Annotated in this window: 19 protein-coding genes; 15 read left to right on the top strand and 4 right to left on the bottom strand. The window is 67.5% G+C overall.

From position 1 onward, the window contains the following. Window positions 1-176 precede the first annotated feature (176 nt). A complete protein-coding gene (gene panB / locus BLIN9172_RS05460; protein WP_101554137.1) occupies window positions 177-1,172 on the top strand; it encodes a 3-methyl-2-oxobutanoate hydroxymethyltransferase in 996 nt (331 codons plus the stop codon). Further along, window positions 1,172-2,083 carry a pantoate--beta-alanine ligase gene (gene panC, locus BLIN9172_RS05455; protein ID WP_101554136.1) on the top strand — a complete coding sequence of 304 codons (912 nt, stop codon included), beginning with the start codon at window positions 1,172-1,174 and terminating at the stop codon, window positions 2,081-2,083. Before panB ends, panC begins: the two co-directional genes overlap by 1 nt. Window positions 2,084-2,157: 74 nt before the next feature. Here panC and BLIN9172_RS05450 read toward each other — a convergent pair whose 3' ends face one another. After that, window positions 2,158-2,883 (bottom strand): LysE family translocator, encoded by a 726-nt coding sequence (locus BLIN9172_RS05450; RefSeq protein ID WP_101554135.1) that lies wholly within the window; start codon window positions 2,881-2,883, stop codon window positions 2,158-2,160. 179 nt (window positions 2,884-3,062) lie between these two features. Between BLIN9172_RS05450 and BLIN9172_RS05445 the strand changes: the two genes are divergently transcribed. From BLIN9172_RS05445 to BLIN9172_RS05400, 10 genes are all read left to right on the top strand, one after another. Continuing rightward, complete coding sequence (locus tag BLIN9172_RS05445) at window positions 3,063-3,965, top strand: LysR family transcriptional regulator (protein ID WP_101554134.1); 903 nt, start codon at window positions 3,063-3,065, stop codon at window positions 3,963-3,965. A gap of 135 nt (window positions 3,966-4,100) precedes the next feature. Beyond that, window positions 4,101-5,234, top strand: coding sequence for a GuaB3 family IMP dehydrogenase-related protein (locus BLIN9172_RS05440; protein WP_025776834.1), 1,134 nt, complete (start codon window positions 4,101-4,103; stop codon window positions 5,232-5,234). Window positions 5,235-5,289: 55 nt separating this feature from the next. Beyond that, window positions 5,290-6,234: an SURF1 family protein gene (locus BLIN9172_RS05435; RefSeq protein WP_240812011.1), complete on the top strand. Its 945-nt coding sequence runs from the start codon at window positions 5,290-5,292 to the stop codon at window positions 6,232-6,234. A gap of 2 nt (window positions 6,235-6,236) precedes the next feature. Continuing rightward, window positions 6,237-6,674, top strand: a complete 438-nt coding sequence (locus tag BLIN9172_RS05430; RefSeq protein WP_101554133.1) for a DUF3817 domain-containing protein — start codon at window positions 6,237-6,239, stop codon at window positions 6,672-6,674. A 203-nt stretch (window positions 6,675-6,877) separates the two neighbouring features. After that, window positions 6,878-8,461 carry a glutamine-hydrolyzing GMP synthase gene (gene guaA / locus BLIN9172_RS05425; protein ID WP_101554132.1) on the top strand — a complete coding sequence of 528 codons (1,584 nt, stop codon included), beginning with the start codon at window positions 6,878-6,880 and terminating at the stop codon, window positions 8,459-8,461. Window positions 8,462-8,643: 182 nt separating this feature from the next. Next, window positions 8,644-9,300, top strand: a complete 657-nt coding sequence (locus BLIN9172_RS05420) for a biotin transporter BioY (protein ID WP_101554131.1) — start codon at window positions 8,644-8,646, stop codon at window positions 9,298-9,300. Then, window positions 9,297-10,025, top strand: coding sequence for an energy-coupling factor ABC transporter ATP-binding protein (locus BLIN9172_RS05415; RefSeq protein ID WP_180956943.1), 729 nt, complete (start codon window positions 9,297-9,299; stop codon window positions 10,023-10,025). The genes BLIN9172_RS05420 and BLIN9172_RS05415 overlap by 4 nt, the downstream gene beginning before the upstream one ends. Beyond that, entirely contained in the window at window positions 10,022-10,672 is a 651-nt protein-coding gene (locus BLIN9172_RS05410) for an energy-coupling factor transporter transmembrane component T family protein (protein WP_240812012.1), read from the top strand. The genes BLIN9172_RS05415 and BLIN9172_RS05410 overlap by 4 nt, the downstream gene beginning before the upstream one ends. Window positions 10,673-10,860: 188 nt before the next feature. Next, complete coding sequence (locus tag BLIN9172_RS05405) at window positions 10,861-11,793, top strand: hypothetical protein (RefSeq protein WP_101554130.1); 933 nt, start codon at window positions 10,861-10,863, stop codon at window positions 11,791-11,793. A gap of 105 nt (window positions 11,794-11,898) precedes the next feature. Next, window positions 11,899-12,468 carry a cysteine hydrolase family protein gene (locus BLIN9172_RS05400; RefSeq protein ID WP_240812013.1) on the top strand — a complete coding sequence of 190 codons (570 nt, stop codon included), beginning with the start codon at window positions 11,899-11,901 and terminating at the stop codon, window positions 12,466-12,468. A gap of 209 nt (window positions 12,469-12,677) precedes the next feature. On the opposite strand, the gene BLIN9172_RS05395 is transcribed toward BLIN9172_RS05400, so the two are convergent. Next, entirely contained in the window at window positions 12,678-13,859 is a 1,182-nt protein-coding gene (locus BLIN9172_RS05395) for a glycosyltransferase family 4 protein (protein WP_180956942.1), read from the bottom strand. A gap of 193 nt (window positions 13,860-14,052) precedes the next feature. Between BLIN9172_RS05395 and BLIN9172_RS05390 the strand changes: the two genes are divergently transcribed. The 3 genes from BLIN9172_RS05390 to BLIN9172_RS05380 all read left to right on the top strand — a co-directional run bounded on the left by BLIN9172_RS05390 (window position 14,053) and on the right by BLIN9172_RS05380 (window position 18,410). Continuing rightward, the gene (locus tag BLIN9172_RS05390) at window positions 14,053-14,673 is read left to right on the top strand and encodes a LemA family protein (RefSeq protein ID WP_101554127.1); all 621 of its coding nucleotides are present in this window, start codon (window positions 14,053-14,055) and stop codon (window positions 14,671-14,673) included. Then, the gene (truA, locus tag BLIN9172_RS05385; RefSeq protein WP_101554126.1) at window positions 14,670-15,524 is read left to right on the top strand and encodes a tRNA pseudouridine(38-40) synthase TruA; all 855 of its coding nucleotides are present in this window, start codon (window positions 14,670-14,672) and stop codon (window positions 15,522-15,524) included. Before BLIN9172_RS05390 ends, truA begins: the two co-directional genes overlap by 4 nt. 219 nt (window positions 15,525-15,743) lie before the next feature. Further along, on the top strand, window positions 15,744-18,410 hold the full coding sequence (locus BLIN9172_RS05380; RefSeq protein ID WP_101554125.1) for a 5'-nucleotidase C-terminal domain-containing protein: 2,667 nt from the start codon (window positions 15,744-15,746) through the stop codon (window positions 18,408-18,410). A 278-nt stretch (window positions 18,411-18,688) separates the two neighbouring features. On the opposite strand, the gene BLIN9172_RS05375 is transcribed toward BLIN9172_RS05380, so the two are convergent. Both BLIN9172_RS05375 and BLIN9172_RS05370 read right to left on the bottom strand, forming a co-directional pair. Next, a complete protein-coding gene (locus tag BLIN9172_RS05375; protein ID WP_240812014.1) occupies window positions 18,689-20,905 on the bottom strand; it encodes a hypothetical protein in 2,217 nt (738 codons plus the stop codon). Then, complete coding sequence (locus BLIN9172_RS05370) at window positions 20,902-23,352, bottom strand: hypothetical protein (RefSeq protein ID WP_145997923.1); 2,451 nt, start codon at window positions 23,350-23,352, stop codon at window positions 20,902-20,904. Before BLIN9172_RS05370 ends, BLIN9172_RS05375 begins: the two co-directional genes overlap by 4 nt. Between the last annotated feature and the right edge of the window lie 249 nt (window positions 23,353-23,601).

The following is a 23,601-nucleotide window of genomic DNA, read 5'->3' as shown; positions in this document are numbered from 1 at the left end:
TTCGGAAGTCGATGGCTCCGCGCCAGGCGATGCAATAGGCTGTGGTCTGGCTCGCAATCCGAGTCGATGCGCACTGCGGTGGGCGCCCCGTGAGAGTCACCGAGGCTTCGGACCGAAGCGTCGGTCTCGCCCCGCCCGCGCCGGCACCGACGACATCGCATATCCGAAGGATTCTCATGCCCGAAGCGGCACACTCGAACCAGTTCACGTCCTCCTCCGCCACCGACGGGGCCGGCGGCGTGACCCCCGGCAACGCGACAGGCGGCAACGCGACAGCAGGCGGCGGGACCGCCGGCGGCAGTGCCCCGACGGGGGCCGCCTCGGCGGAGCAGCCGGCCCCGTACGGCGGTCCGGTGTCCGCACCGGCAGCGCCGCCTCGGCGGATTCGGACCCTCGACCTCATCAAGGCCAAGGCCGAAGGCCGGCGGTGGGCGATGCTGACCAGCTACGACCAGTACACGGCGGCCCTGTTCGAACAGGCAGGTGTCGAGGCCCTGCTCATCGGCGATTCGGCGGCGAACAACGTCTATGGCCACGCGACCACCCTGCCGGTCACCGTCGACGAACTCATCCCGCTCGCCCGGGCCGTCGCCTCGGCGACGAGCCGGGCACTCATCGTCGCCGACCTTCCGTTCGGCAGCTATGAGGTCTCCGATGAGCAGGCCGTAGCCGCGGCCGTGCGGTTCATGAAGGAAGCCGGAGTCCACGCGGTCAAACTCGAAGGCGGGGCGCGGATGGCCTCGCGGATCAAGGCGATCACGACGGCGGGCATTCCGGTCATGGCGCACATCGGCTTCACCCCGCAGGCCGAGCACAACCTCGGCGGCTACAAGGTCCAGGGCCGCGGCGACGCAGGCGGCGCCCTGCTCGACGATGCCCGCGCCGTGGCCGAAGCCGGAGCCTTCTCCGTGGTCATGGAGATGGTGCCCTCCGGGCTGGCCGGCCAGGTCACCGCCGAGCTGACGATCCCCACCGTCGGGATCGGCGCCGGTGCGGACTGTGATGCCCAGGTCCTCGTATGGCAGGACATGGCAGGCCTGCGCACCGGGAGGGCCCCGCGCTTCGTCAAGCGCTACGCAGACCTGCATTCCGTGCTCACCGAGGCGGTCGGCACCTATGTCGACGAAGTGAAGTCCGGGGTCTTCCCCGAGCCCGAGAGGAGCTTCGACTGATGAAGGTCGGAGGCATTCAGGCGCTGCGTCGGTGGCGGGCCGAACAGTCCGGCCGCGTCGGACTCGTCCCCACGATGGGTGCCCTGCACTCCGGTCATCAGGCGCTCATGACTCGTGCCCGATCCGAATCGGATCTCGTCGTGGCCTCGATCTTCGTCAATCCGCTCCAGTTCGGCGCCGACGAAGACTTCGTCCAGTACCCGCGGCCTATCGAAGCGGATCTGAGGAAGTGCGAAGAGGCCGGCGTCGACTTCGTCTTCGCCCCGGCGCTGGCCGAGATGTACCCGTCCGCACCCGAAGTGCGGGTCGTCGCCGGGCGCATGGGGGCCGTGTTCGAAGGTGCGGCCAGGCCCGGGCACTTCGACGGCGTGCTCACCGTCGTGGCGAAGCTCTTCACCCTCATCGCCCCCGACGTCACGGTATTCGGGCTCAAGGACATTCAGCAGTTCGTCCTGGTCAAACGCATGATCGCCGACCTCAACTTCGATATCGAACTCATCGGCCTGCCCGTCGTCCGGGATGCCGACGGTCTGGCCATGTCGAGCCGCAACTCCTACCTGGCGCCGGACGACCGTGCCCGTGCTCTGGCGATTCCGCGGGCTCTCACCGCCGCCTCCGAGGTGGCCGAGCGAGGCCGTGGGACGGCGGAGTCCGGCACCGGTGGCGGTTCTGACTCTGGGGCCGGCGCCAGTGGTGTCTCTGCGGGCTTGCCCGCTGCCGTCGAGGCGGCCGCGCTCGCCGAGCTGGAGCCGGCCGCTGAACGCGGGGATCTCGAGATCGTCTACTGCAGCCTCGTCGAGGCCGCGACCCTTCGGCCGTGCCCACCGGACTTCACGGGACCGGCTCTGCTTCTCGTCTCCGCGACGGTCGGTGGGACTCATCTCATCGACAATCTGCCGCTGGAATTCTGATCACGCAGGTACGCCTCTGAACGCACCGGGCGACGATCAGCCTCGGCATCCGGCCTTTCGTTGTTCGGAGCGGCTCAGATGGGGATCGCGATGACGGCGATGCCGATGATGAGCAGGATGAGCGTGGAGGCGGCCTCGATGAAGAAATCAGCGCTGCGGTGGGCCATCGCCGACGCTGCGAGGCTGGCCAGGCAGGCGAGGATGAGCTGGTAGGACAGGAGCACGCCGAGGATCAGCGCGACGAGCACGGTGTAGTCGATGCCGGTAGGGGATGCGGGCACGAGGGTCGGCAGGATCGCGAGGAAGAACAGGCCGACCTTCGGGTTGGACAGCGAGGAGATGATGCCGCGGCGATAGGACACGAGCGAACGCAGGTGGCCCCACGAGGTCGATTCCATGACGTGGGCGATCTCGGTGACGGGGCTCTCGGGGGAGTCTGATTCGGACGACGGAGCCGGGGATGCGTTCGTGGTGGGTCCGTCTGTCGCCTCGGTGGCCTTAAGCTCACGGCGGAGGCGAAGGGCCTGCCGTCCCGCGAGGATGCCGAGGAGGCAGAGGTAGAGGCCGCCGCCGATCTTGAGCACCTGAACGGCGGCCGGGTAGACGGTGAGCAGGGCGGAGACGCCCGTGAGTGCGAGGATCATCCAGATCACGGTGCCCGTGGCAGTGCCGAGCGCATAGACGAGCCCGGCCTTGCGGCGCAGCGAGGACAGGCGGATCGTCAGGATCGTCTCGGGGCCGGGGGTGACGGCCAGCGCAGCCGCGGCGCCGGTGATGGTGAGGATCTCGGGTCCGGTCACGGCACTCCTTCGGGGGTGAGGACGGTCAGCGGGGATGAAGTATCACTGTGGTCTGCGATGTCGGCGGAGCCGAGCACCATTCTGCCGGAAACGATCAATCGGGAAAAGCAATTGATCGTGAATGATCATCAGGTCTTGCCTAATGATATTTCGGGTGGTCGGCGACTACTCTTGAGGGCATGTGGGATCTCAATCGTCTGCGGGTCTGGCGGGCCGTCGCGGCCACCGGCTCCGTGGTCGCCGCGGCGAAGAACCTCAACTACACCCCGGCGACCGTCAGCCAGCACATCACCACCCTGCAGAAGGCCGTCGGGGCACCGCTCTACCGGCGGTCGGGCCGCGGCATCGAGATCACCGAACTCGGCCGACGCCTGGCCGATGACTCCGCGGAGGTCTTCACTGCTGTCGGCCGCCTCGACGATCTGGTCGAGGGATTCCGCAACGTCAGCAGGCCCCGGCTGCGGATCGCGGCGTTCACCTCGTTCAACGCGCGTCTGCTGCCGGGCATCATCGATGCTGTGGCCCGGGGTCATCCGAATCTGCGATTCGATATCCAACTCAACGAGCCGGCGAAGAATCGGCGCGGGCACTGCCTCATCGAGATCCGCGCCGAAGCCCCGCAGGACGGGGAGAACCACCTGCCGGAGATGACGCGGATTCCGCTCTTCGACGATGACTATCGGGTCGTGGTTCCCGAGGGGCACCGGTTCGCGAGTCGTCAGTCCGTGCCGTTCATCGATCTCGAGGACGAGCACTGGGTCGACTACGACATGTGGGCCGGGCCCTCGAGCAAGGTCGTCGACCATGCGTGCGCCGCGGCCGGATTCGAACGCAAGAGCTTCGCCGCCTGCGAGGACGACTTCGCGGCTCTGGCTTTGGTGGCGTCGCATATGGGCGTCACGGTCCTCCCGCGGCTCTCGACTCTGCATCTGCCGCCGGGCCTGACCGCCGTTGACCTCACCGACCCCGTCCCGATGCGTCGAGTCGTCATGCACATCCGCGACAAAGACGCGCACTTACCCCACGTCCGTGCCTTCGCCACAGCAGCGAAGGAAGCCGTCGCACCCCACCTCACCCCTTAACTGCTACCCGACGGGGGCCCAGCAACCTCGCGCCAGGTTGCTGGGCCCCCGTCAGGTAGTCCTGGGAGGGGAGATGCGCTGTTCCTCATAGTGGGCTGAGACCCCGCCGGGAGGGTGGTGGGATAGGCTGTTGGGGTGAGTTCTGAAATCGAAATCGGCAGAGGCAAGCGCGGCCGTCGCGCCTATTCGCTCGACGACATCGCCATCGTCCCCGCTCGCCGCACCCGTGACCCCGAAGACGTGTCCCTGAGCTGGCAGATCGACGCCTACCAGTTCGAGCTGCCCTTCATCGGCGCCCCCATGGACTCGGCCATGTCCCCGGAGACCGTCATCGCCCTCGGTCGATTCGGCGGCCTCGGCGTCCTCGACCTCGAAGGGCTGTGGACCCGGTACGAGGATCCGACCCCGCAGCTGGCCGAAATCGCCCAGCTGCCGGCGGAGATGGCGACCTCCCGGATGCAGGAGCTCTACTCCGCACCCATCCAAGCCGAACTCATCACCGCCCGCCTCGAGCAGATCCGCGAGGCCGGAGTCACCGTCGCCGGTGCCCTGACCCCGCAGCGGACTCAGGAGTTCTACAAGACCGTCATCGACGCCGGAGTCGACATCTTCGTCATCCGCGGCACCACGGTCTCGGCCGAGCACGTCTCGACCCACACCGAACCGCTCAACCTCAAGCAGTTCATCTACGAACTCGATGTTCCCGTCATCGTCGGCGGAGCCGCCACCTACACCGCGGCCCTGCACCTCATGCGCACCGGTGCCGCCGGCGTCCTCGTCGGCTTCGGCGGGGGAGCGGCGGCCACGACGCGGAAGACCCTGGGCATACACGCCCCGATGGCCACCGCCGTCGCCGACGTCCACGCCGCCCGGCGGGATTACATGGACGAATCCGGCGGCCGCTACGTCCACGTCATCGCCGACGGCGGACTCGGCACCAGCGGCGAAATCGTCAAGGCCTTCGGCGTCGGCGCCGACGCCGTCATGCTCGGCACCGCCCTGGCCCGATCGACCGAAGCTCCCGGTCGCGGAATGCACTGGGGCGCCGAGGCCCACCACCCGGACCTGCCGCGCGGCCACCGCGTGGAACTGGGCACCGTCGGCAGCCTCGAGCAGGTGCTCTTCGGCCCCGGCCGCACCGCGATCGGCGAACTCAACCTCGCCGGCGCACTGCGTCGGGCGCTGGCCACCACCGGCTATCTCGACCTCAAGGAATTCCAACGCGTCGACGTCACCGTCTCGCCCTACCAGACTGGTTCGGTGGTCTGATCTGTTCCGCCTGGCACTGACCCCCAAATGGCTGGGGTCCCTGCTCCTCGTCCTGGTGCTCGTCACCTGCTTCGTCGGACTCTCCGCGTGGCAGGTCGACCGCGCCCAGCACAAGAACGACGTCACGGAATCCGCTGAAGTCGATGAGCTCAAGGACTTCAACGACGTCATGGACGCCCAGGCCCCGATGCCCGGCATCCTCGCCGACCAGCGGGTCAGCCTGTCAGGACACTGGATCCCCGACGCTCAGGTCGTCATCCCCGGACGCGTCCAGGACGGGGACTCCGGATATTGGGTCGTGACGATGTTCGCCCCGGACGGGGGCCACCTCGGTGAGGGTGTCAAGGTCGCGAACGCCGATGAGAAGACGATCGCGATCCCCGTCGTCCGCGGTTTCACCACCGACGAGGATACGGCGATGACCTCCGAGGCCCGGGACGGCCAGGTCGAACTGACCGCGCGGATCGGGCCCATCGAAGGCCCCGTCGAGGGCAATGACCTGCCCGAGGGTCAGGTGCACACGGTCTCGACCTCGCAGATCATCAATCTGTTCCCCGACCTGCTCACCTACTCCGGGTTCCTCATCCCCGAAACCGCCGACGGCGCGGCCGCCTCGGTGGGCACCGACGGCCTCGAACAGGTACCGACGACGACCACGCGCGACGAGGGCGGATTCGATCTGCAGTCGGCGGTCTACGCCCTCGAATGGATCATCTTCGCAGCCATGGCCCTCTACATGTGGGTCCAGTTGCTGCGTGACGACTTCGTCCGGCGCCGCCTCGACGAGGACTCCCAGGATTCGGAGAAGCGCGTCGAGTATGTTGTCGTCAAACCCGCAGGCGACGCGACCATCGACCCCGAGGTGATGTCCGGACTGACCGGACTGCCGGCCCATCGTCACGGTGGGAAGAAGCCGGGGAAGACACCCGGAAAGAAGGCCGGGAAGACGCCCGGAAAGACATCCGAACCGACCGACACTTCCACGACCGGAGGAAACTGAGCGTGAGCGAAGAACACGAGTCCTTGGACTCCCGCCCCGATTTCGACGAGAACGACGTGTGGAGCGTCAAACGCTTCACCTCCGCGCGCAATGCGCTGAAGTTCTACCGTGTGATGGCGTTCATCACCGGCACGATGCTGCTCATCCTCACGGTCGAGATGATCTACAAGTACCTCATCGCCGCCGACCCGGCCACCGCCCTGAATTTCGGCGGCTTCAACCTCGCCGCGGCCATCGCGATCTGCCACGGCTGGTGCTACGTCGTCTACCTCATCGGCTGCTTCTGGCTCAATCAGCAGATGCGCTGGAGCCTCGGCCGCTACCTCATCCTCGCCCTGGCCGGCGTCGTGCCCGTGATGTCGTTCATCCTCGAACGTCGCATCCACCGCCAGGTCGACGCGGAGCTCGAAGCCGCCGTCGTCGTCGCCCCCAAGTCCTAAGACAGAACCCACCTCCCCGAGGTGGCCCACCGATCCGTGCGCAACCGCGGTGGTGAGGCCGGCCCAGTTCACCCCCCACCGAGGCGACCGTGCCCTCGTCTCCCACCCTCACCGAGGTGGCTCGTCGATGCGTGCGCAACCGCACTGAGATGGCCGTCTGACCCGAATTCGGGCGTCCGGTCGCCGACGCTTAGAATTGGATCATGACGCAATCCCAGAGCACGCAGGTGCCCCCTGTCCTCGTCGTCGATTTCGGCGCCCAGTACGCCCAGCTCATCGCGCGCCGCATCCGCGAAGCCGGTCTGTACTCGGAGATCATCGCCCACGACGCCCCGGCGTCCGAGTTCGCCGCGAAGAACCCTGTGGCCATCGTGCTCTCCGGTGGCCCCTCGAGCGTCAACGACGCCGGCGCACCGAGCTTCGACACGTCCGTGTTCGACCTCGGAGTGCCCACGATGGGCATCTGCTACGGCTTCCAGCTGATGTCGACCGCGCTCGGCGGTCGCGTGGCCAAGACCGATAAGCGCGAATACGGATCGACCCCGGTCTCCGTGGCCCAGACCGGGGCACTGCTGGCCGAGACCCCGGGCAACTACACGGTCTGGATGTCCCACGGGGACTCCGTCGCCGAGGCGCCCACCGGCTTCGACGTGCTCGCCTCCACTCCGGACACCCCCGTCGCGGCCTTCGAATGCGCGGCGAAGAAGTTCGCCGGCGTGCAGTGGCACCCCGAGGTCCTCCACTCGGAGAACGGGCAGAAGATCCTCGAGAACTTCCTGTTCAACGTCGCCGGCCTCACCGCCGACTGGACGAACGAATCCGTCATCGACGAGCAGGTCGAACTCATCCGCGCCCGCGTCGGGAACAAGAAGGTCATCTGCGGCCTGTCCGGAGGCGTCGACTCCTCCGTGGCCGCAGCACTGGTCCACAAGGCCATCGGCGACCAGCTCACCTGTGTCTTCGTCGACCACGGTCTGCTGCGTCAGGACGAGCGCGTCCAGGTCGAGAAGGACTACGTCGATTCGATCGGCGTCCGCCTGGTCACCGTCGACGCCCGTGAGCAGTTCCTGTCCCAGCTCTCCGGAGTCACCGACCCGGAGGAGAAGCGCAAGATCATCGGCCGCGAGTTCATCCGCACCTTCGAGACCGCTGCCGCCGACCTCGTGCTCGAGGCCCAGGAGGGCGAGGGCGAAGAGATCGCGTTCCTCGTCCAGGGCACCCTCTACCCCGACGTCGTCGAATCCGGCGGGGGATCGGGCACCGCGAACATCAAGAGCCACCACAACGTCGGCGGCCTGCCCGATGACATCCAGTTCCAGCTCATCGAACCCCTGCGCGCCCTGTTCAAGGACGAGGTCCGCGCCATCGGCCGCGAACTCGGCGTCCCCGAGGTCATCGTCTCCCGCCAGCCGTTCCCCGGGCCCGGCCTGGGCATCCGCATCATCGGCGAAGTCACCGAGGAACGCCTGAACATCCTGCGCAAGGCCGATGCGATCGCCCGCGCAGAGCTGACGAAGGCCGGCCTCGACGGAGAGATCTGGCAGTGTCCGGTCGTGCTCCTGGCCGATGTCCGCTCCGTCGGCGTCCAGGGAGACGGCCGCACCTACGGCCACCCCGTCGTGCTGCGCCCGGTCTCGAGCGAAGACGCGATGACCGCCGACTGGACGCGCATCCCCTACGATGTGCTCTCCGTGATCTCCAACCGCATCACCAACGAGGTCGATGACATCAACCGCGTCGTCCTCGACGTCACCTCGAAGCCTCCGGGCACGATCGAATGGGAGTGATCCTCCGCGACCGTTGAGGGGGTCCTGCGCACGTGAACGTGCGGACACCCTCGCCGAGGCGGCCCCGACCGGGACCCCGACTACCGTTCCTGAACACCGTTCAGTTACAGTGGGAGGGTGCTCGGGGCCGCCTCGAGCGTCCCCGATCCCGGTCGGGGAGGATCACGACCGATGGAGTACTCATGACACCGACCCACAGCACCACCTCGGCGGGAATCACCCGTCCTCGCTCGGCCGGCAGCGATATCGCCCTCGTCGCAGTATTCGCGGCGATGCTCGCCGCCTTCGCGATGATGCCGCCGGTCCCGGTCGGTCCCCTCGGTGTGCCGATCACCCTGCAGACCTTCGCTATCGCCCTGTGCGGGATGGTGCTCGGACCCTGGCGCGGCTTCTCAGCCACCCTGCTCTACGTCGTCCTCGGGCTCATCGGACTCCCGATCTTCTCGGGGATGCGCGGCGGAATCGGCGTCCTCGCCGGCCCCAGCGCCGGCTATATCCTATCCTTCGCCCTCTACGCACTGCTCGCCGGCCTCATCGCCCGCTGGGCCGTGCGCCGCTTCAGCGGAATGAAGCTCGGTGTGGTGCTGTTCCTCGGCGGCTTCGGCGGCAGCCTCCTGCTCAACCACCCGCTGGGGATCCTCGGCATGTCGATCAACGGTGATCTGCCGCTCGGCGTCGCCGCGGTCGCGGACCTCGCCTACTGGCCCGGTGACATTGTCAAGAACATCCTGGCCGCCTCGGTGGCGGTGCTCATCCACCGTGCGTTCCCCGATGTGCTGCGTCGTCGCGGCATCAGCGTGGAATCGGCGGCGACCGGTCAGGAGCGGGACGCGAAGTGACACGTGAGATCCGGTTGAGCGACGTCGGCGTCGGAGTCATCGACGACGGACCCGACGGCGATGTCGTGCGCCCGATCCTCACACACATCACCCTCACCCTCACCGAGGATGTCGTCGCCGTCATCGGCGCCAACGGTTCGGGCAAATCGACCCTGCTGCAGCTGTTCAACGGGCTGGTCACCGCGAATGCCGGCGAGGTCCTCGTCGACGGTATCGACCCGCGCCGGCAGCCGGCGAAGGTGCGCTCTCGCGTCGGTTTCGTCTTCACCGATCCGGCCGCGCAGCTGGTCATGCCGACCCCGATCGAGGACATCGAGCTGTCCCTGCGCAAGTCCGTGCCCAAGCGTGAGCGGCGGGCCGCGGCCCTGGCGGTGCTCGACGAGCTCGGCATCGCCGACCTCGCCGAACGCAGCGTCTACGAACTCTCCGGCGGTCAGCGTCAGCTCGTGGCCCTGGCCGCGGTGCTCGCGGTCGATCCGCAGATCCTCGTCCTCGACGAGCCGACGACGCTGCTCGACCTGCGCAACCAGGAGCGTCTGCGCGTGCATCTGCAGAATCTCGTGTCCAGGCGCGGGGTGCGCATCATCCTCACCACCCATGACCTCGAGTTCGCGCAGATCGCCGAGCGCGCGATCGTCGTCGACGACGGTCGGATCGCTGCTGATTCCACCCCCGCCGAGGCGGTCGCCGCCTACCGGAACCTCATCATGAGCGATACGCCATGACCCGGTCGGTGACGTGGCGGACGAACGCCGGCATCAAGGCCAGGCCGCAGCTCTTCGGGAAGGTGGCGCATCCTCGGGGATGGCTGCATTCGGTGCCGACGGGGGTGAAGCTGGCGGTGATCGCCGTTATCGGCATCGTCGCGCTCATCTTCCGCGACGCGGCGATCAACTGGTCGATGTTCGCTGTCCTCGTCGTCGTCGGCTTCACCGCCCGGCTGCGGGTGACGCACTTCCTGCGCACATGGATCTATGTGGCGGTGCTCGTGGCCATCGTCATGGGGCTGCAGTACCTCTTCGGGTCCGTGGAGTCGGGTCTGGCCGTCGGCGGGACCGTGTTCGCCTGTGTGCAGGCGGCCCTGATCCTCACCCTGACGACGTCGGTGGCGCAGCTGCTCGACACGTTCACGGTGCTGGTCTCACCCTTGCGCTTCGTCGGCGCGAACACCGAGGCGATCGCACTGACCGCGAGCCTCATGGTCCGGGCGATCTCGCATATCTCCGGTCTGCTCGGCGAGGCCGAACGCGCCGCCCGAGCCAGGGGACTGGACTCGAGCATCAAGGCCCGAGTGGTGCCGGCGATCCTGCGGTCGGTGAAATACGCGCAGGACACCGGTCGGGCACTCGATGCCCGCGGCATCGTGGACTGATCGTCTCCATCGACCGCTCGAGTTGCCGTCGATCGCTCATCGCACAGCTTGATACAACGACGCGGACTTGAGCTCTCGGCGAAGCGTGTGAATGAAAAGCCGGCGGGGCGGTGCTGTGTCAGCACCGCCCCGTAGTGTTCGTCGCACGTTGTCGAAAACGGACAGCTGTTTCGGATGAGAGCGGAGCCATGTCGAGCCCGAGCCTGCAGGCGCCTGCACTGGAGAGGTTCTACCTCTCAGCTGCCCCGAACCCGATCGCGTTCATCGACGAGTCGATGAGGCAGCCGGCCGTCGCGGGGGAGGACAGAGTCGGGCAGGAGGTGTCGTTCTATCAGATGGCCGCGGTCATCTTCTCATCTGCTCGCTTGGACTCCGTTCGCGAGCGACTCGTGGATGTGGCCGGCGGAACGTATTGGCACACGAACAGGAAGTTCCGCGGAAGCGATGTCGACCGTGGTGACATCGTCGAGATGATCGAGGCGGTCACCGAGGAATCGGTGTGGAACGTCATCGCAGTGAAGATGCCGATGGCAGGTGACGCTCGGAGAGACATAGCTCGCGCCAGGGCGCTGTGCCTGGACCGGCTCGTCCGCAACCTCACGAGCGGCACCGGAGACGAGGCCGTGCGCGGGATCGTCGCTGACAACAACAGGGATCAGAAGCTCAACTCTGTTGATGAGCAGGTCGTCGACAAGCTGCGCCGGTCGGGTGCGATTCACTCCGATGTGGCGTTTGCCCACGGTCGAATGGGGTCTGAACCGCTGTTGTGGTCGGCGGACGTGATGTCATGGGCGGTGCAGCGGAACCTCGCCCGGGACGATACGAGATTCATTGAGCCGACACTGCGAGAGGGAAAGCTGACGATGGTCAATGCCGTCGATGGAAAGCCCTTGAATATGAAGCACCCCCTGGGTGCTTCCGCATTCACCAGGGGGCCGTCTTCCCAAGGGCCGGGATTATCCGGTAGCCCGGGGCATGACGTTGCTTCACCATCCATGATACCAGCGCGTTTTTGGGTCGACAACGGCGCACTGTTCGCTCCGGGCCAGTCGGCAGGCCGTGATCTGCAGCGACAGATCCGCGCCCTGGGTGAAGCGGCTCGGCGGGCAATCGGACGATGAACCCGAAGACCCAGCGCATCTGAAGATCGGTCTCAGCGGATCATCCGGTATGGGGAGTAGCCTCGGCGACAGAGGGGACGAACCCCCACCCGAACCGAAGGAGACATGATGACCGGCACCGCGAACACCGTCCTGTTGGCCATGGACTTCCAGAACGGCATCGCCGGCGACGAGGCTTTCGCTGCGACCGGTGTGCTCGAACGCGCACGGGACGCCGTCGCCGCGGCCCGCAGCCACGACATCCCCGTCGTCTGGGTGCGGGTGGCCCTGCGCGAGGGACACCCGGAGTTGGCCGCAACGGCATCGTTCGTGCAGATCGCCGCCCATGGTGACCTCGATGAGGCGCATGCCTCGACGAGCATCCACGACACCCTTGACCGTCATCAAGGGGAACCGATCGTGACGAAGCGCCGCATCAGCGCCTTCACCGGCAGCGACCTCGAAGTGCTGCTGCGCGGCTACGGGGCGACGTCGCTCGTGCTCGCCGGTGTGGCCACGAGCGGTGTCGTGCTCTCGACGGTGCGTCAGGCTGCCGATCTCGACTTCGAACTCACGGTGCTCTCCGACGCCTGCGCCGACCGCGACCCCGAGGTCCACCAGGTGCTCACCGAGAAGGTGTTCCCCAAACAGGCGGCAGTGCTCACCGTCGCCGACTGGTCGGCGAATCTCGGCTGAGTGCACCAGCTTTTCAGCGCCGACCGCTCACCTCAGCGTCGACCGCTCACCTCAGCGGCTCGCGCTTTCGCCGACCGCTCACCTCAGCGGCTCGCGCTTTCGCCGACCGCTCACGTCAGCGTCGAGCGCTCACGGTACAGCTTGATACAGCGACGGTAACCTGAGCGGTCGGTGAAAGACCCGCCGGCAGTCAGGCAGCGTGGGCACTGTCAGTAGGGCAGAGGGTTCTCCAGCCCGGAGTTGACCATCGAGCTGAACCCGCGGCCGAGCACCTGCGGGGCGGGATTCTCGATCGCCCGCGAATAGTGGCCGACGAGCTGTGAGCACACGCTCTTCCAACTCCTCGCCTGCACCTGCTCACGGCCGGCGACCCCGAAGGCCCGACGTTTCGCCTCGTCGCCGAGGAGGTCGGCCGCATGCGCTCGCATGGCACGCAGGTCCTTCGGGGTGTAGAGCCACCCGGTGCGTGAGGAGTCGACGAGGTCGAGCGGGCCGCCCCGGGCGGGAGCGATGACCGGCACCTCGGAGGCCATGGCCTCCTGGATGGTCTGGCAGAAGGTCTCGAGCTCGCCCGGTGCGACCATGAGGTCGAAGCTCGCCACCGCTTGGACCAGGGCATCTCCGCCGAGGAACCCGGTGAAATGCGCCTCCGGCAGCAGCCGCTGCAGGCGCGTCCGCCAGGGACCGTCGCCGACGATGACGACCTTCGCCCCGGGCAGATCGGTGAGCGCGGCAAGGTCGTCGACCTGCTTCTCCGCGGCCAACCTGCCGACGAAGCCGATGATCTTCTCCCCATTCGGGGCAACGCTTCGACGCCACGCCTCGGACCGGTGACCCGGGTCGAAGCGGGAGGAATCGACCCCACGGGCCCACAGGGCCACCTCGGCGACACCGAGCCCTTCCAGCTGGTCGATCGTGTACGACGACGGGGCCAGCGTCAGGGAGGAATGCTGGTGGATATTGCGCACATGGTTCCACAGCATGGCTTCGATGCCGTGCATGCCGTACCGGGCGGCATAGGCGGGAACCTCGGTCTGGTAGATGGCCACGGTCGGCAGATTGAGCGCCTGGGCGGCCAGCACCCCGCGCCAACCGAGGACGAAAGGGCTGGCCAGGTGGACGACGTCCGGGGCGAAGCGCTGCAGCAGCCGGCGGATGCGGGTGACGCCGCCGGGAGCCACACGGATGCGCCGATACTTCGGCAAGGCGATCGAGGGAACCCGGACGATGCGGGCGCCGGCGACCTCCTTCGGACCGTCCCTGCGCGTGCCCGGAGCGATGACGAGGACCTCGTCACCGCGGTCGGCCAGATGGTCGAGGACCCGTAGGAGTGAGTGGGTGACCCCATTCATATTGGGGAGGAAGGATTCTGCAATGATCGCTACTCTCACGATTCCCAGCTAAGGCCCGCCGGATGACGAATGCGTGACCCGAAGGCGACCGGTCGGCGACATCTGGCCGAAATCGGTCCAGCGCACAGACGCCCCGGTGTCCGGGTGGTGGCCTGTTCGCGACGAGTCTGAACCCCGCGTAAACTGAGGTGTCGGAAAAGCTCGCGCAGCACAGGGAACGAGGAGATCGGCCATGGTCTGGTTCATCGTCGGCGGTTGTGTACTCGCCGCCCTCATCGTCCTCTTCGTCGTCCTCATCGTCCTGCGCTTCAATCAGCTGTCCATGGCCCGGTCGCTGTGCGACGAGGCCAGACGCCAGCTCATCGGTGAGATCCGCGCCCGCCACGCTCTCGTACCCGCCTATATCGGCACGCTCCAGCAGATCGCCGGGCACGACCTGTCCCGGCTCGAACTCGCGCTCGCCTCCGCCGAACGGGCTCCCTTCGACCACCGTGGAGCCGCGGCCGAGAACGCCCTGACCGCCGCCGTCGACGACGCCGCCCTCATCCCCGCGACGCTGCCGGAGAGGTCCCTGACCTCGGACTCTGCCCGGTCCCAGCAGGCAGCGGTCAACGACGAGGTCGACACGACGATCCAGCTGCTGCACGGTCAGCTGCAGGTGCTCACCGAACGGATCCTCGCAGGCTCCCGCTTCTACAATACGAACGTCGACCGCTATCACCGACAGCGGGAGCGACTGGTCTCCCGTCTCTTCGGCGGGGTCTTCAAGCCCCGCGCCCCGTTCACCGAAGCGATCGATGACGACGGCGGGCCCGGCTTGGCGGGCCCCGCCTCGGCGAGGATGACTCCATGACCCGCTTCCGCCTCGATCTGGGCTACCGCGGCACGGATTTCCACGGGTGGGCCAAGCAGCCGGGGCTGCGCACGGTCCAGGCCGCCGTCGAATCCGGACTCGAGCGGATCGCCGGCACCGAGGTGGCCACCGTCGTCGCCGGCCGCACCGACGCCGGCGTCCACGCCCGCCGCCAAGTCGTCCACATCGATCTCGGCGATGAGGCGATCGGCAAGCTCATCGGCCAGTCGAATCGACCCGCCGAGGCGGCCCTCCTGTCCCGCCTTCGCGGAGTGCTGACCGCCGGTGAGTTCCACGACATCGTCGTCCACGCGGTGACCGAGGTGCCCGAGGACTTCGACGCCCGGTTCTCCGCGCTGTGGCGGTCCTATCGGTACCGATTGGCCGACCGCCGGTCCTTCATCGACCCGCTGCTGACCCCGGTGACGCCACGCCACAAGGGCGAGCTCGACGCCGAAGCCATGGCCGAGGCCGCGAGCGAGGTCCAGGGACTCCACGATTTCCTGCCGTTCTGCAAACCCCGCGAGGGAGCGACGACGATCCGCACGCTCCATGAGCTGCGAGTCGAGCGTGACCAGGACGCTGTGATCACCATCGATCTGCGCGCCGACGCCTTCTGCCACCACATGGTCCGAGCCCTGGTCGGTGGGCTCATCAAGGTCGGTTCGGGCAGCTGGGACGTCACCCGCCCCGCCGAGCTCATCGCCGAGGCGGACGCCGGGCTGACCCCGGATGTGCCCATGTTCGTCACGCCTGCCGAAGGGCTCGTCCTCACGGAGGTCGGCTACCCGGCACCCGAGGGCTACGCGGCTCGGAACGCCCAGACGATGGCCCGCCGCGACGAGGAATGAGCCGACGGTTCGCCGTGGGCGTCGGCCGAAGCATCAAGACGCCTTTTATCGCGCAATTCTCGATTATGTGAGAATTCCTCTTTCCAGGTGTGAGAATCCTGTGTAGATTCACATGTAAGTAACTTTCAGTTCGCATTGGCACTGCAGGATGGAACCTGTCTTCATCCCCACCAGCACGGTTGATGTGCGCCTCACTGAACGATCGAAGGAACCGAATCTATGTCGAAACTTGTGACCAAAGTGCTGGGTGCCGGCGCTGCAGTGTCGATGCTGACCCTGCCCGGCCTCGCACCGGCCGTTGCGGCCCCCTCTCTGGGAGACGGAAACTCCGCCGCAGGCAGCGTTACGACGCCGAGCGAATCGGCGCCCGCTGACCCCGAGCAGTCATCGAGCGAATCATCCACCGGCAAGTCCGAGACAGCGGAGGATGCCGCCGGCGATGAGCAGGACTCCGGCAGCGCTGCGCAGTCGGCGCCCGAGGGCACCGCGGTCCAGCTGCTCAACATCACCGACTTCCATGGGCGCATCTCCGAGGCAGGCACTCAAGTCGCCTCGGTGGTCGAAGACGAACGCGCGCAGTTCGGCACCGGCGGCGACAATGCGGGCACCGCGCTGCTGTCGACCGGTGACAACATCGGCGCCTCGACCTACACTTCCTCGTCGCAGAACGACACCCCCACCCTCGAGGTCCTGGGCGCCATGGGACTCGACGCCTCGGCTGTCGGCAACCACGAATTCGACAAAGGCCTCGACGACCTGACAGGCCGCGTGAGCGACGAAGCCGATTTCCCGTACTCGGCAGCCAACGTCTACGACAAAGGAACCCAGAACGTCGTCGACGGTCTCGACGAGTACTCCATCGTCGACGTGGCGGGGGTCGAGATCGCCGTCATCGGCGTCGTCACCAAGGACACGACCTCGCTCGTCTCACCGGACGGCATCGCCGACCTCGATTTCGGCGATCCTACGGACGCAGTCAACCGCGTCGCTGACGATCTCGAGAACCTGCCCGACGACGAAAAGCCGGATATGACAGTCGTCGAGGCCCACCTCGGCGCCTCATCGGCTGAGAGCCTCGAGGACGCGGAGGCGTCGAACGCCGAGTTCAAGAAGCTCGTGACAGAGGCCGACGCCTCGGTCGACGCCATGTTCACCGGCCACACCCACATGCCGTATGCCTTCGAAGCGCCCGTGCCGGGAGAGTCCGACCGAACCCGTCCCGTCATCGAAGCCGGCAGCTACGGCGAATACGTCGGGCAGGTGACCATGCGCGCCGACGGCAACGGCGACTGGCAGGCAGGCGGCATCAATCTCATCGAGACCGAAGACAAGAGCTTCGACTCCGAGGTCGTCGACAAGGTCGCCGCCATCGTCGACGACGCAGAGGACAAGGCCAAGGAGCTCGGCTCCGAGGTCACCGGCTCGATCAGCGAGGACATCACCCGCGCGAAGACGGACGGCGAGGAGGACCGCGGTGCCGAGTCCACGCTCGGCAACCTCGTCGCGGATGCACTCAAGGAAGGCGTCGAGGAGACCCAGCTCGAGGAAGCCGATTTCGGGATCACCAACCCGGGCGGACTGCGCACCGACCTGCTCTGCGATGACATCTACAACACCGAGGACGAGTGCGAAGTCACCGTCGCCGAGCTCAACAGCGTGCTTCCCTTCGCCAACGACCACGGGGTGGTGACGATGAAGGGGGCGGACGTCATCGGCCTCTTCGAGGAGCAGTGGCAGCCCGACGACGCGTCCCGCCCGTTCCTGCACCTGGGCATCTCCGACGACCTGGACGTCGTCTACGACACGGACGCCGACAAGGGCGAGCACGTGAAATCCGTCAAGGTCGATGGCAAGGACCTCGACCCGGACAAGGACTATCGGGTCGCGACGCTGAGCTTCCTCGCCACCGGCGGTGACAACTTCTTCTCCTTCGCCAAGGGCGACTTCGAACAGTCGGGGCTGACCGACTTCGAGGTCTGGGAGAACTACTTCAACAAGCACCAGGCCGAGGGCGAGGACGTCACCCCGGACAAGAACGAGCGCCAGGCCGATGCGGCCAAGGACGTCATCGACAGCGGCGACCTCATCGCGGAGCTGACCGGTCCGACATCCATCAAGCCCGGTGAGAGCGCTGAGTTCGCGCTCAAGACGAATGCGAAGTCCGAGGTCGCCGGCCCCATCGACGTCACCGTCGATCTGCCGGAGGGATACACCGCCGAGGTGGCCCAGCAGTCCGGAGCCCAGTCGGCTTCCGCGAAGGCTGCCAAGAGCGCGTCCTCTGAGGTCAGCGCCGAGGCGGCTGCCACGACGATCACGCTCGACTCGATTCCGGCGGGGGAGTCCGAGACTCCGGTGACCGTGACCGCGCCGGACGATGCGTCCGGCGAAGTGACCGTCACGGTCAGCGTGCAGGCGAACGCCGAGGGTCCGTGGTGGGATGACAACCCGCTGCCGCTGGCTCACGAGTTCGAAGCCACCGCTGCCGTCGGTGACGACGCGGACGCCTCGGCCGGCGACGACGGTTCGGCCGACGGCGGCAATGCCGACGGCGGTGCCGCTGACGGCGGAGACAGCGCGGCCGGCGGCAACGCTGACGGCGGAGACAGCGCGGCCGGCGGCAACGCTGACGGCGGAGACAGCGCGGCCGATGGATCCGATAACGGTTCGTCGAATGCCGGCAGCGGAGCCGACGGCGCGAACGCCTCGGCCGACGGCGGTGCGGCTGATGGTTCGGGCGCCGATGCGAACGGTTCGAAGGACGGCGGGGACCTGCCGCGCACCGGCTTCGAGACCGTCAACATCGTCGCCGCGGCCTTGGCGCTCATCGTCGCCGGCACCACTGCGGTCACGATCGTCCGCCGTCGCAAGCTCAGCCTCCAGAGCTGAGTCGGCTGCTCAGAAGCACCTGACACTCAGGCGAGACCATCGCCGAGACGGGCGGGGTCGGAGAGTTCTTCTCTCCGGCCCCGCCGTCGTCGGCCCTGCCGTCGTCCGCAGACGCTTTTCGATCGGAGAGTCGTCTTCGCGGGGTATCCCTCACCGGTAGTGCCGCACCCGCGCGCTGCTTGCAATAAGCGCCGCTGCACAGGGGCGTTGTGTCGCTGCGGGGGTGGTTTGCGAGGAAGTGCGGCTGCTGACGCTGCCGGTGCGTGATGCTCGCAGAGTCAGGAGTGCTGCGTTGCGTCACCGGAGGCGTCACCGGCCGCCGGGACCGGTGGGCGGCCGGCGCGGAAAGTCTCGAGGTGAGTGAGCACCGGGACGAGGAAGAGGATGCCGACTGCCGGGACCACGATGCCCGAGTCGTTGATGAGGGTGCCGACGCCCAGCAGGATCGCCGAGCTGATCATCGCAGCTCTCAACAGCGGAACCCGCCGGTAGGTGTCTTGGAGTCCCCGCAGCCGGAAACGCTGCGGATCCAGTGCCATCCAGAACACGCCGATGATGATGAGCGGGAGCACCAGAGTCATCCACGACTGGGTGAGGATGTCGATGTTCATCCCGATCTTGCGAGCCAGCACGCTGAGCGCCTGCCCGCTGATGATCGAATCGAAGAACCGTCCGAAGTGCGTGCGCTGATCGGCCGGTCGCAGCCAGTCGAGGAACAGCACGGCGAGCATGACGAAACCGGCGATGCCCACCGTCAGCCCCAGCCGTTTGAGTGAGAACCGGATGCTCGCCGCAGCCAGCACGAGGTAGGCCACCCCGATGATGAGCGTCGGCACGGACCCGAACTTCGTCCCCAACCCCGGAGCGGCCAAGATGACGCACGAGACGAGGACGGGCACAGTGACGATGAGAACACGGTGCAGCGGCTTCGACACCAGGGACGCGAAGCCTGCGACCGCCAGCAGCAGCGCACAGCAGTACAGCGCCAGCGCCGAGTTCCCGATCCCGTAGAACCGGGAGGCGATGAGCAGCGGCTCGCCCAGCAGCGTCGACATCTGCAGCTGGGACCCGGTGAGGACGTCGTAGGCGAGCACGGCGACGGTCACGGTGGACACGAAGAGCACCGGCCCGAACGTGTGCCGCCGCCAGGGGCCGAGCAGGGCCAGCACGCCGAGCAGCAGCGACCACCCCGCCAGAGCACCGAGCATCGCGATGTCCGGATTCGTCGCCCGCTCCCACGGCACGGTGTTGACCAGATACGTCGAGATCGGCATCGCCGCGAACACGACACCGAGGCGGTACGCCCCGGAATGGACGAGCTCCCGGTGGTTCTTGCGCATGAACCACGCCAATGCCAGCAGCCCGACCATGAGCGTGGCAACGACGGGGAAGAACCAGGTCGACAGATCGTCCTGCGTCTTCACCGCCACCTGGCGGTCGAGCACGGCCTGATAGCGCGAGTGCCAATCGGATCCGTGCGCTCCCGAGGTCATCGGTGCCCCGGCCGCATTGTCCATCTCCTCGGCCCCTGACAGAGCCACGAGCGTCGGTGCCAGGTCGGGCACCTGCACCAGCCCCGGCTGCCGCGTCGACGAGGAGGTGAGCAGCCCCGCCGGCGCTCCCGGTTCGACCATCATCGTCGCCTGCATCGACGAGCCTTCGTGCGTGCCGTCGGCGATCGAGGAGAACACCACGGGAACGGTTCCCTCGCCGAGGCGGTTCGGCCGATCCGCACTCATCCACCCCGTCGATTCGAGGATGTCCCCGACCTGTGCATCGAGATTCTTCAGAGAGTAGCCGTCGGCGGCGGTGTTGCCGAGATCGACGAGGGTGAGCTCACCGTCAGAGGCCGATTTCGCCACGTCCGTTCCCAGGTCGGGCCCGACGGGCGACCAGTTCTCGACATGGCCGGAAGGGGAGGCGGCGGCGATCGCGGCACCGTTGCCGAAGGCGCGGATATCGGGCACCGCCTCGGCCAGCGCCCCGAGGGACGCATCGTAGTTGTCACCGCGGGCCACCTGCGCGTAGACGTCCCAATCGGCGACCCAGCCGTCGAGCGGTGAGGCCGGTACGCGGCACTGATCGCGGGGTTCATCGGCGGCTCGCCGTCCCGATCCGAGCCCCAGCCAGCCGTCGACCGGGCAGCTCGTCGAGCGCACGCTGCGCGGGGTGATCGTTCCGATCTGCCCGCCCTTCATCAGCACCCACAGGTGCGGTGTGGTGCGCGGGTCGAGGTCCTCGAAGCGGAACCCGGAGACGTTGATCGACACGACCCCGGACTTCGCCGAGGCGGCCCCGCCCTCACCCTCGCCCGAAGCCGGGCCCGCGTCGTCCGACACTGCTTCCGCCTGTGCGCCGGCCCGTGCCGACGGGCTCGCAGCCGGGCCCGCGGCCGGGGCCGCCTGCCCGGCGTGGGGCAGGCCGATTACGAGCAGCGCGATGGCGAGCATCCCGAGGAGAATCCGGGTGGCTGGGGAGGTCGCGGGGGCGCTCATCGGTGGGCCTCCTCGGCGTGTTCAGCACTGAGCGCCAGCAGGAAGGGCAGCAGCACCATGGCTCCGGTCGAGGGCACGGCGACACCGGAATCGGTGAGCACGAGCCCGACGCCGAGCCCGGTGGCGGCGGCGAGGAATCCATAGTGCAGGTCGGAATCGGCGAAGAGCTGGGGGAGCCGACCCCGCCACTTGTTGACCAGGCGCCCGGTGCGGCTGCCCGCGTGGACGCGCGGGAAGTGAAGGAGGTAGCGGAGGAAGATGAGGATCGCGATGACCGCGAGCGGGGTGACGATCGCCAGGGCCGGGTTGATCTGGATGATGTGGAGGTTCGCGCCGAGCTTGCGGCCGATCACCTGCAGGGCCTCACCGGTGACGATCTGGTCGAAGAACGTGCCGAAGTGCGAGCGTGCCCCGGCCGGGCGCAGCCAGTCGAGGAAGGCGATGCCGATGAGGATCGCCAGCGAAGTCAGACCGATGAGGGCGAGGCGCAGCAGAGTCAGTCGGATCTTCGTCAGCAGCGCCACCAGGACCATGAGGCCGGCGAGGATGGCGATCGTGCCGCCGAATTTCGCACCCCAGGACGGGTTCCCGGAGACGAACACGGCGGCCAGACCGATGACGAGCGGCACGATGATCACGGCTTTTCGCCGGCCGCGCGCCCGCAGCCACGACACCACGACGCCTAGGAAGATGAAGAGGCTGACGATGAAGATCGCCGCACCCTGATTGCCGAGCCCGTAGTAGCGGCCGCCGACGATCGGGTTGTAGCCGAGCAGCGAGTTCGCCTGCAGGTGGGACCCGGTGGCCAGGTCGGCAGCGAGGATGAGCAGGTTCGCCCCGGCCAGGGCCCCGATCCGTCCCCGCCAGGTCCGCCCCCACGGCGGAATGAGGGCAAGGACGAACAGGACGGCGGCCGTGCCGAGGACCGAGAGGAACAGGCCGAGTCCGGGATCGGCCGTCCGCGACCAGGGGACGAGCCCGGCGAGGAACGCCCCCATCGGCAGCGACGCGACGGCCAGGGACACCCAGCCGAGGAAGCGGTGGACGTGGGCAGCTCGGGTGGCGCCGCCTCGGCGACCGAGGATGGAGCGGTTGAGCAGAACCGCACACGCGATGAAGAGGACGTAGAAGATGATGTCGAGGGTGATGGAGAACGTCGAGAGATTCTGGTGGATCGTCGTCGACTTCTGCGCCTCGGCGACGAGATCGTCGATGCGCTGCTGCGGATCATCATCGGTGGGGGTGGAATCGAAGCCGACGGCGCGCGGGGAATCGACGTCGAGGACATCGAGGATGCCGGGTGCCAGATCCGTGATCTGCAGCAGCCCCGGGGTGCGGGTCGTCGCCGAGGACAGCGACCCGGGTTCGAAGCCGGGGCCCGCGGCGATGAACGCGCGCAGCTGCGGCAGACCCGAACTGTCACCGAGGCCGGCGACGATGATCGTCGGATCCGCGGCCCCGTCCTTCGCGTTCTCCCGCATCTCCTGCAGACGCACGCCGAGGCGGCGGTCGGCTTCGGCGACGCGGGTGTCCCGATCGAAATCCGGCGGAACCGTATAGGAGTAGTTCGGGATCGGGTCGAACAGCCAGGAGCGGATGCCGATCGCACCGAGGTCGACGATGCCGAGGCGGCAGTCCGTGGCGGTCGCGTCCTCCGTGAAGTTCGTCACCACCCCGTCGTCGTCCGCGGTGGCATAGGCGGCGCCGGGGCCTTCGGCGGCGACGCAGGGTTCGTACGCGGAGTCCTCACCGGCTGCGTCGGTGCCGGCGGGCACGGCTTGACCGGCGCCGGCGACGGTGCGCGCGAGCATTCCGTAGTCGACGGTGTAGCCGGAGCCGATGTTGGGCTCCGTGACCGCGTCGAAGCCCTCGATCCGCGCGGTCGTCGCTCCCGCAGCGGATTCGTCGGCATGAGCTTCATCACTGTCGGCGGCGTCCTTCGCCGAGGCGGCCCCGTCCTCGGCGTCCACGGAACCGTCCGTGGTGGGGGCGATCATCGTCGGGCATCTGGCCGAGTCATCGGGGTCGGCATCCTCGGCGGCGGGTGAGGGACCGGCCTGCGCGCGGGCGCCCGCGCCGAAGGACAGCCAACCCGACGCCGGGCAGGTGGCCGCGCCGATCGTGCGCACGTTGAGGTTCGCGGCCGCACCCTCGGAGAGCAGGCGGTAGAGGTTCGGAGTGCGCTCGGGATCGATATCATCGATGGTCAGGCCCGGAATGCCGAAGACGACCGTCTGCCCGGCCGCAGGCCCGCCGGTGTCCGCGGCCTGCGCGGAGGATGCGCTGACGTTCGCAGCCGAATCGTCGGTCGATGCCGTGCTGTCCGTTGATGCCGACGCGGAGGCGGGGCCGAGTCCGAGGCCTGCCGTCAGGAGCCCGACCAGCAGACCCAGCATCAGGATTCTCAATGCGGGAAGTCGGAAGAGCAGGCTGGAGTGAGTCGGCACAGATCAATACTATCGGCTCAGGTTTCGAGCCGCCCTGAGACCGCTCTGGGCGTTTGCTCCCCGGGCCTGCGGCCATGTATATTTGATTGTCGTTGTGTGTGCTTGTCGCACTCCCTTACATAGCCTCATGCGTTGCAGGCCCGTAGGTGAGGGGAATGCGTCGATAGGCTCACCCGATTGAAGACAACCAGCGCTTGAGACCCATTGGACTCACGACCCGATGCGGACCCGGCGCTGCACTGAACACAG

Origin of the sequence: Brevibacterium linens ATCC 9172 (assembly GCF_900169165.1) — a bacterium.
GTDB classification, from domain to species: domain Bacteria; phylum Actinomycetota; class Actinomycetes; order Actinomycetales; family Brevibacteriaceae; genus Brevibacterium; species Brevibacterium linens.
This window is presented reverse-complemented; position numbering and strand designations above follow the sequence as displayed.